8 protein-coding genes, 2 tRNA genes and 1 pseudogene are annotated in these 8,928 nt (G+C 54.6%); 10 read left to right on the top strand and 1 reads right to left on the bottom strand.

Annotation, left to right across the window (positions count from 1 at the left end):
- The 10 genes from HHJ16_RS02050 to HHJ16_RS02005 all read left to right on the top strand — a co-directional run.
- Positions 1-1,283, top strand: a 1,283-nt coding sequence (locus tag HHJ16_RS02050) for an excinuclease ABC subunit UvrC (RefSeq protein ID WP_293640255.1), incomplete at its 5' end; no start/stop codon positions are given.
- A gap of 151 nt (positions 1,284-1,434) precedes the next feature.
- Positions 1,435-2,001, top strand: a complete 567-nt coding sequence (gene pgsA, locus HHJ16_RS02045; RefSeq protein WP_293640254.1) for a CDP-diacylglycerol--glycerol-3-phosphate 3-phosphatidyltransferase — start codon at positions 1,435-1,437, stop codon at positions 1,999-2,001.
- Positions 2,002-2,047: 46 nt separating this feature from the next.
- The gene (locus tag HHJ16_RS02040) at positions 2,048-2,938 is read left to right on the top strand and encodes a DMT family transporter (protein ID WP_293640256.1); all 891 of its coding nucleotides are present in this window, start codon (positions 2,048-2,050) and stop codon (positions 2,936-2,938) included.
- Positions 2,939-3,109: 171 nt separating this feature from the next.
- The gene (locus HHJ16_RS02035; RefSeq protein WP_293640252.1) at positions 3,110-4,216 is read left to right on the top strand and encodes a tartrate dehydrogenase; all 1,107 of its coding nucleotides are present in this window, start codon (positions 3,110-3,112) and stop codon (positions 4,214-4,216) included.
- A gap of 259 nt (positions 4,217-4,475) precedes the next feature.
- Positions 4,476-4,748 carry an HU family DNA-binding protein gene (locus tag HHJ16_RS02030; protein ID WP_293640251.1) on the top strand — a complete coding sequence of 91 codons (273 nt, stop codon included), beginning with the start codon at positions 4,476-4,478 and terminating at the stop codon, positions 4,746-4,748.
- Between the two features lie 17 nt (positions 4,749-4,765).
- Positions 4,766-4,841 (top strand) — tRNA-Val (locus tag HHJ16_RS02025).
- Between the two features lie 77 nt (positions 4,842-4,918).
- Positions 4,919-6,859, top strand: coding sequence for a SurA N-terminal domain-containing protein (locus HHJ16_RS02020; protein WP_293640250.1), 1,941 nt, complete (start codon positions 4,919-4,921; stop codon positions 6,857-6,859).
- Positions 6,860-6,895: 36 nt separating this feature from the next.
- Positions 6,896-6,971, top strand: a tRNA-His gene (locus HHJ16_RS02015).
- A 62-nt stretch (positions 6,972-7,033) separates the two neighbouring features.
- Entirely contained in the window at positions 7,034-7,888 is an 855-nt protein-coding gene (locus tag HHJ16_RS02010; protein WP_293640249.1) for a DUF6615 family protein, read from the top strand.
- A 138-nt stretch (positions 7,889-8,026) separates the two neighbouring features.
- Entirely contained in the window at positions 8,027-8,755 is a 729-nt protein-coding gene (locus tag HHJ16_RS02005; protein WP_293640248.1) for a serine protease, read from the top strand.
- Positions 8,756-8,791: 36 nt separating this feature from the next.
- On the opposite strand, the pseudogene HHJ16_RS02000 reads toward HHJ16_RS02005, so the two are convergent.
- Positions 8,792-8,928: pseudogene (locus tag HHJ16_RS02000) on the bottom strand (IS3 family transposase); the annotation flags it as partial.

The following is an 8,928-nucleotide window of genomic DNA, read 5'->3' as shown; positions in this document are numbered from 1 at the left end:
AAATGAAAATGCTGGCCCACGCCGAAAAACTGGAGTTTGAGCAGGCCGCCGAGTTGCGCAACCAGATGTCGGCGTTGTCCAAGATATTGCACCAACAGTCCATGGAAATAGGCGGCGACAAAGACGTGGACATTCTTGCTGTGAAAGTGCAGGGCGGCAAAGCCTGTGTCAACCTGGCGATGGTCCGTGGTGGGCGCCACTTGGGTGATCGGGCCTACTTTCCGACGCATGTAGAAAATGCCACCGACGTTGCCGTCCTCGATGCCGAATTTGATGAGGCCAACGAAGCCAATCCCGCGGTACTTGGGCAAGGTGTGAAAACCTTGGAGGCGCTTGTGCTCGAAGCTTTTATTGCCCAGCACTACATTGACGTGCCCGTACCGCCGACCCTCGTCTGCAGCGAGGCGGTGGACAAGGACCTGATCGATGCCTTGGCCGAGCAGGCCGCCAGCCGCGTCACGGCAGTCCACCAGCCACGTGAGCAGCGGCGTATCTGGTTGGAGATGGCGCAGAAAAATGCCGGTCTTCAGCTGGCTCGTTTGCTGGCCGAGCAAGGCTCGCAACAGGCGCGCACCCGCGCTTTGGCAGAAGCGCTTGACCTGCCCCTGGACAATCTGGATGCCCTGCGGATTGAGTGTTTTGACATCTCGCATACAGCGGGCGAATCAACCCAGGCTTCCTGCGTGGTGTTCAAGGAGCACAAGATGCAAAACAGTGAATACCGTCGCTACAACATCGAAGGCATCACACCCGGCGACGATTACGCGGCGATGCGCCAGGTGCTGACGCGCCGTTATACCAAGTTGGCCGAGGCCGTGCGCAACGGAGAGGCCTCGCTGCCAGACCTGGTGCTGGTGGATGGTGGCAAAGGGCAGGTGTCTATGGCGCGCCAGGTGTTTGAAGAACTGGGGCTGGATTTGGGGCTGATTGCGGGTGTCGAAAAAGGCGAGGGCCGCAAAGTGGGACTGGAGGAATTGGTGTTTGCCGATGGTCGTGACAAGGTGTACCTGGGGCGTGATTCGGCAGCGCTCATGCTGATTGCGCAAATCAGGGATGAAGCGCACCGCTTTGCCATCACCGGCATGCGCGCCAAACGGGCCAAGGTTCGAATGGGCGGCAGCAAGCTGGAGGATATTGCGGGGATTGGCCCCAAGCGGCGCGCTAGTTTGCTGCAACGCTTTGGGGGCATTCGTGGCATCGCGTCGGCCAGCGCCGATGACATCGCCACGGTGGACGGCATTTCGAAAGACCTTGCCGATGAAATTTACCGCGCCTTGCATTGAGTCGGCAGATGACGCATCTCTTCGACCAGCGGGTCTCCTGCGTGACAGGGGCGTCCGCGACCAGACGTTTTTCTGCAACGAAGTGCAGCATTTCAACCTGTCCTGACCCCTGCGTCGGGAAGGTGCTCACCGCTCATGCCAAAATCGAACCATGTTTCTGACCATTCCCACGTTGATGACCTGGACCCGCATTGTTGCGATTCCGTTAATCGTGGGTGTTTTTTACTTGAATATTGCCCCAGCAGAGCGGAATTTGATCGCCACCGTGATGTTTGTGATCTTCGCTGCGACCGATTGGCTGGACGGCTATCTGGCGCGCAAGCTGAACCAGACCTCCTCGTTCGGTGCTTTCCTTGATCCTGTGGCGGACAAGATTCTGGTGTGCGCGTCGCTGCTCGTGCTGGTGCATTTGCAACGCGCGGATGTGTTCGTAGCGTTAATCATCATTGGGCGCGAGATTGCGATTTCGGCTCTGCGCGAATGGATGGCCCTGATCGGGGCCACCAAGAGCGTCGCCGTGCACATGCTGGGCAAGATCAAGACAACAGTCCAGATGGTGGCGATCCCTTTCCTTCTGTTCGACGGCGCCCTGTTCGGGGTGATCAATACTCATCTGTGGGGAACTTGGTTGATCTGGATTTCTGCCATTCTGACGGTTTGGTCCATGATTTACTACCTGCAAAAAGCTATTCCGGAAATCCGCGCGCGTGCTAAATGAGGCGCTCGTGAGCGCGCCGTCCTCGTCTCGCACGCTGGTCCGGGCCATGCCCGCCGTGTTCGTCCTGATTTGGAGTACCGGTTTCATCGTCGCCAAGTTCGGCCTGCCCTATGCGCCGCCGCTTACCTTTTTGTCGATCCGCTATATCCTGTCCATCGTCTGTTTCGTTATTTGGATCAGACTCGTCCGCGCTCCGTGGCCGCGTGACCAACGACAGTGGCTGCATTTGGCGGTCGCTGGAATCCTGATGCATGCGGGTTATTTAGGCGGCGTTTGGATCGCTGTTAAAGCCGGTATGGGTTCGGGTTTGGCGGCGCTGATTGTGGGCTTACAGCCTGTGCTGACCGCCCTCTGGGTTTCTTGGATGGGTCCCTCCAACGTTTTGGGTCGCTCGGGGCCGGAGCAGACTAGAGTTGCACCGCGCCAGTGGGCCGGTTTGGTTTTGGGACTGGGCGGGCTGCTGTTGGTTGTCGCCCGCAAATTCGGTGCAGGTGGGGAAGTTACAGCGCTGACCTTTGGTTGTGAGGTATTTGCGCTCCTCAGCATCACTGCGGGAACGCTTTATCAAAAACGTTTTCTGCAGCCCACCGATGTGCGCAGCGCTAACGCGATTCAGTTGGGGGCCGCTTTGCTTGTGACCTTGCCGTTTGCCCTTCTTGAAAGTGAATCCATCGCCTGGAACCCCCAATTTTTGGGCGCCATGGCGTGGTCGGTGCTAGCGCTCACGCTGGGCGGTAGTTCGCTGCTTTACTTGCTGATCCAGCGCGGCGCAGCGACTTCGGTGACTAGCCTGCTTTATCTGGTGCCGCCCACGACCGCGGTGATGGCGTGGCTACTGTTTGGCGAATCAATCACCTTTAGCACCCTCCTGGGCACGGCCATTACTGCGTTAGGCGTAAGCCTTGTGGTGAGGCCTGTGAAGCTGAAGTCAACGTAGTTTTCGTGACCGCATTACGGAGCGGGCAAACAGGCAAATAGTTTAAGATTTTGCGTCACCCGATGTTGCAGGTTTAGCGGGTAGGTTTGCACCTTCGCAGACTCCGGGCAAGACCATACGCTTTTCCGCAAACCATCTTTTGTCAGAACCTATATTGAAAAGAGCCACACCATGAGTACCCGTATTGGCAAAAAAAGAATTGCAGTGGTAGCCGGCGACGGCATTGGCAAAGAAGTGATGCCAGAGGGGATTCGCGTGCTGGAAGCGGCGGCCGTTAAATTCGGAATTGATCTGCAATTTGATCACTTTGATTTTTCCAGTTGGGACTATTTTGAAAATCACGGAAAAATGCTGCCGGATAATTGGAAAGACCAGATCGGTGGCCATGACGCGATTTATTTTGGAGCAGTGGGCTGGCCTGAAAAAATAGCCGATCACGTGTCGCTTTGGGGTTCCTTGCTGATGTTCAGGCGGGAATTTGACCAGTACATCAATTTGCGACCGGCACGGCTGATGCCCGGAATTATTGCGCCAGTGGTCAGGCGTGATGGAAGTCCGCGACAACCCGGCGAAATCGATTTTTACATTGTTCGAGAAAACACTGAAGGGGAATATTCCAGCATCGGTGGCAGGGCGTTTCCTGGAACGGATCGTGAGTTTGTGTTGCAGGAGTCGGTGTTCACGCGCATCGGCGTCGATCGTGTGTTGAAGTTTGCGTTTGAACTCGCGCAGTCTCGGCCCAAAAAACACCTGACCAGTGCGACCAAGTCCAACGGCATTTCGATCTCAATGCCGTACTGGGATGAACGCGTGGTTGAGATGGCAAAAAATTATCCAGGCCTTCAACTCGACAAATTTCATATTGACATTCTCACCGCCCACTTTGTACAGCGACCGGACTTTTTTGACGTGGTCGTAGCAAGCAATTTGTTTGGCGATATCCTGAGCGACCTGGGACCCGCATGCACCGGAACTATCGGCATTGCGCCCAGCGCCAACCTCAACCCAGAGCGCAAATTTCCTTCGCTGTTTGAGCCTGTACATGGTTCGGCCCCTGACATCGCAGGGCGCAATATTGCCAACCCCATTGGGCAGATCTGGTGCGGTGCGATGATGTTGGATTTCTTGGGGTACACGGACGCGCACGACGGTATTCTCGCCGCCATTGAAAAAGTGTTGCGACCCGAAAGTGGGGCTCCGCGTACGCCCGATTTGGGCGGGCGAGCCAGCACAGCCGATCTCGGAAAGGCCATTGCCGAGGTGGTGAGCGGGTCGTGATAAACGGTTTTGTCAAACATGGAAATTGAGGGCGCTGCTTGAAACTAAGTGCAGAATGTGTGAAAAAAGAGACTAGAATCCGCGTCCGAATGCTGAGAAAAAGCCGGATGCTGTATTGACAGGTTAGAAGTCCATGGCTCTAATTGGAATCAGCAGAAAACCTGCACAGGTTGCCTCGGCTGACACCTCTACAACAGGGTCCCGAAAAGCATTTTCTAGATTCAACCAGATTAACTTATCAATCAACGAGAGGCTCCTTGTGAACAAGACTGAACTGATCGAGCACATTGCCAAACATGCGGATATTTCCAAAGCCGCCGCGACGCGTGCGCTGGAGTCAACTATTGGTGCTGTGAAAGCAACCCTTAAAAAAGGAGGCACCGTGTCTTTGGTGGGTTTTGGCACATTCGCCGTGGGTAAACGTGCTGCACGCACGGGGCGTAACCCGCGTACCGGCGATGCGATTAAAATCAAGGCGGCCAAGGTACCGAAGTTCCGTCCGGGCAAAGCGCTCAAGGATGCCTTGAATTGAGGTAGAGGTTTTTAGTGGGGTGCTTAGCTCAGTTGGTAGAGCAGCGCCCTTACACGGCGTAGGTCGGCGGTTCGAGCCCGTCAGCACCCACCACCCACTGAAAGAAAGGCGAACATGGTTCGCCTTTTTTGTTGTTTGCCCTTTTGGGGTAGTTGTACAGGAAATTTGAGATGTTTGATTTCATTCGCAAGCACACCAAAGTAACGATGGCACTGCTGTTTTTGCTGATCGTGCCTTCCTTTGTTTTGTTGGGTCTCGATGGCTACAACCGATCAAGGGAAAAGGGCGTAGCGGTTGCAAAGGTCGACGGCAAGGAGATTATTCAGTCGGAATGGGATCGCGCGCACCAAAAGGAAGTTGACAAGTTACGGGCGTCCATGCCTTCGCTGGACGCCAAGCTCCTGGATTCGCCGGAAGCGCGCTATGCCACTCTCGAACGTCTGGTGCGTGATCGCGTGATTGCTGCAGCAGCAGATAAATTTAGGCTTGTCACCAGTGACCAGCATCTGGCGCGGGAGTTGCAACAAAGTCCCGAAATTGCGTCATTGCGCCGCCCTGACGGCACGCTCGATATGGAACGCTATCGCCAACTGTTGAGCACCCAGGGAATGAGCCCGGAAATGTTTGAAGCCAATGTGCGAACTGATCTGTCGAACCGACAAGTGTTGGTCGGTATCGGCGCCAGTGGGTTTTCTTCCGGCTCGGTCACCGATCTGGCCCTCAACGCGTATTTCGAAAAGCGTGAAATTCAGTTCGTACGTTTCAATACCGCTGATTTCGCATCCAGGCTGAGCCCGACAGAAGCCGACCTCGAACAGTTTTACAAAGCCAACGAAAAGATTTTTCAAGCGCCCGAGCAGGCCAGCATTGAATATGTGTTGCTTGATCTGGACGCCGTCAAGAAAAGCATCACTATCAATGAAGCAGACCTGAGAACCTATTACGAGCAGAACGTGCAGCGGCTGAGTGGCGCTGAAGAGCGCCGGGCCAGTCATATCCTGATTGCCTCGCCCAAGACAGCACCCGCTGCAGATCGGGAGAAAGCCAAGGCCAAAGCAGAAGAGTTGCTCGCTCGTGTCAAAAAATTCCCAGATTCCTTTGCCGATGTGGCGACTAAGAATTCACAGGATTCTGGTTCTGCAGCTAATGGCGGCGACCTCGATTTTTTTGCCCGCGGCGCTATGGTCAAACCTTTCGAGGATGCAGCTTTCTCGATGAAAAAAGGTGATATCAGTGGCGTGGTGGAGTCCGAGTTTGGTTACCACATCATCAAGCTGACCGACATCAAGACGCCCAAGCAACGCAGTTTTGAGGAGATGAGGCCCGAGCTTGTGGCCGATCTGGAAAAGCAGCAAGCCCAGAAGAAATTTTCTGAAACTGCTGAAGCTTTCACCAACGGTGTGTATGAGCAGTCAGATAGTCTCAAACCGATTGCCGACCGACTGAAGCTCGAAATCAAATCGGCCAGTAATGTGCTGCGCGTGCCCCCGGCCGGTGCCACCGGTGTACAGGCTAATCCTAAATTTTTGAACGCGCTGTTTGCCCCCGATGCGATTGAGAAAAAACGCAACACAGAAGCCATTGAAATAGCGCCCAGTCAATTGGTTTCAGGCCGGATTGTCCAGTACCAGCCCGCGCATACTCAGCCTTTTGCAGACGTAAAAGACATCGTTCGTCAACGCTGGCTGTCCCAGCACGGCGCAGAAGAAGCGCGCAAAGACGGCATCGCCAAACTGGCCGCCTGGAAAGCCGCTCCGGCTACCGCTACGCTGCTGTCTGCCCCGGTGCTGGTGTCGCGTGAACAGACCCAGAAACTCCCCCCCCAAGTGATTGATGCGGCATTGCGCGTCGATGCGAGCGCCTTGCCCGCCTTTGCAGGCGTTGATCTCGGCGCTCAAGGGTATGCAATCGTCAAAGTTAATAAGGTAGTTGCTCGCGATGTACCGACCGAAGCCGCCGCAAAACAGGAACGTAATCAATACACCCAGTGGTGGACGTCCGCCGAAAATCTCGCCTATTACAACGGGCTGAAAACACGCTTTAAAGCAGAAATTCTTGTTGCCAAACCTGTCCCCGTCACCGCAAACGCAGAAGAAAACGTGACGCGATAGATCACAGCGGCTTTGCCGCTATAATTCAAGGTTCTGGTGGCTGTAGCTCAGTTGGTAGAGTCCAGGATTGTGATTCCTGTTGTCGTGGGTTCGAGCCCCATCAGCCACCCCACTCCTTAAGCACTAATATTCATGCGGGTTCGATCGGCGTATGGGTGCACAATTTAAAGCCTCATGGAGAAGTCCTTGGGGCTTTTTTCTTTTCGTTATTTGATTGGGGGACAGATGAACAATGTGTGCCAAGTCTTCAAGGACAGTGCTGCGTACGTGCAAAAGTGGCACGAAAAGCAGCCAGCAGTCAAAGAAGAGTCGTTAACTGATTGGCTGCTGTACGACATTTCCCAAAAGTCCTCCTTGATAACCTACCAAGCTTATACAAGGCACCAAGAAGCAAAGTACACGGGAGCCGATTGGGAGTGGGAGTGGTGGTTCTTAACTAACAGCGGCGGCTTGAAACTTCGCGTGCAGGCTAAGAAAGCGCACAGCGGAAAGTCAAATCTTTATTCAGGGATCGCTCACAGCAATAAATACGGGCTACAGAATGAGATGCTTAGAAATGCTGCGGCAGCAAATAGCGCGATGGCTCTCTATGCCTTTTTTAGCGACGCAGCCGCGCCCAATCTTTGCCAGTCAGGCCTCCTCAAGCAAGGCGTTTACCTTGCCAGTGCGAACCGAGTCTTCAACAAGTTCCTCGCGTCAGGCCCAAAGCCGGTGTCCGCTGGTGATGTATTGGCCATCTCGATGCCGCTCCCTTGCTTCGCCTGTTGCGCCCAGCTAACTTCACCTATCGATGTTTTCAAGGAAATGTTTCCCGATGAATTCGGCGACAAAGATTTGAGCGATGTGGTGGGCTTTCACAAGCAGCTACCGGCATTTATTGAACAATTCGTGGCAGTTGGTGATATCGATCAATCTCGTTATTCAGACCAGCGACCTGAACAAATTGAAGAGGCTGTCGAAGGCCTTTTGGTGGTTGACTTGCGGGAACAAACTACCCGACGCCGAATAAATATCAGTAATAGGTCGTAGGCTGACTAGCGGAGAGCAGAAAATGTGCAGTTCATCTCAGCACAGAATTTCAAGAGCCGTCAAACAGGTCTCCCGATTGAGTGGGCTCTAGTTTTATAGGCTGCGGTACGGCCAGTCGCGATCAGCATGGAGAACTGTGTGAATACCGACGAAGTCTCTGCTGTCGCAAATAACGATCCACACCTCGAACTAATGGCGGGCGAAAGGCTGACCTTCTCCGCGCAGCGACTTTTCTTCGAGGGCAATTCTGGGGATTACATGCCCGTAGGCTCCCAGCTGGGTATCCTGCTGGCCCTCAGTTTCCGGGATGACTCTGGGCATCACACCACCGGATCAGCCGCTATGGTTGGACCTGGCCTCGCTGTGTGTGCGGCGCACGTTCTACAGGATCAAGGCTACGCAGAAAAGCTCGCGTCAGGGGAGGCTACCCTCGTTGCGCAGGCTCCGCTACCGGGCGGAATGTTGCTGTGGACTGTGCTGCGGTTTTCTCTGGTGCCTAATGCTGACCTCGCGGTTTTGTCTCTCACTCTTAGTTCGAGTTTCCCCGCAAACCGTCATTTCGACTTCGCGTCGGTCACTACGCGTATGCCAGCGGTGGGCGACGAACTCACAGTCACCGGTCTATCCGCAATACGCCGTACAGAAGTGATTTCAAGTGCCACCCGTGTCGAAATGGTGCCGGGATGCATAAAGGTGCTGGTGATTGACAGTTACCCCGAAGGAAGAGACCGCTCCATGCTTCCGGGGCCTTGCTTTGCGGTTGACTGCGATGCGAGGGGGGGCATGAGTGGCGGGCCGGTGTTCGATAGCCGGGGACATCTTGTGGGCGTTGTGTCTTCGTCGTACGACGGGGATGCGACAACCTGAATCGCCCCGGTTTTCGTGGAGGCCCGTTGGGTTAAGTCAGACCGACATGACGGCCTGACTGGTTAATTGCCGATAGTAATTTTCTTCAGCTTCGGCAGGGGGAATGTAACCGATGGGCTCAAGCAGCCGGTGATGGTTAAACCAGGACACCCATTCCAGCGTAGCAAGTTCCA

The sequence above is a fragment of the Polaromonas sp. genome (assembly GCF_012927485.1).
Classification (GTDB): Bacteria; Pseudomonadota; Gammaproteobacteria; order Burkholderiales; family Burkholderiaceae_C; genus Polaromonas.
This window is presented reverse-complemented; position numbering and strand designations above follow the sequence as displayed.

Coding starts and splice junctions, on each gene's coding strand:
- pgsA (WP_293640254.1), top strand. CDS start 1,435: ATGTTTCTGACCATTCCCACGTTGATGACCTGGACCCGCATTGTTGCG.
- HHJ16_RS02040 (WP_293640256.1), top strand. CDS start 2,048: ATGCCCGCCGTGTTCGTCCTGATTTGGAGTACCGGTTTCATCGTCGCC.
- HHJ16_RS02010 (WP_293640249.1), top strand. CDS start 7,034: ATGGAGAAGTCCTTGGGGCTTTTTTCTTTTCGTTATTTGATTGGGGGA.
- HHJ16_RS02035 (WP_293640252.1), top strand. CDS start 3,110: ATGAGTACCCGTATTGGCAAAAAAAGAATTGCAGTGGTAGCCGGCGAC.
- HHJ16_RS02020 (WP_293640250.1), top strand. CDS start 4,919: ATGTTTGATTTCATTCGCAAGCACACCAAAGTAACGATGGCACTGCTG.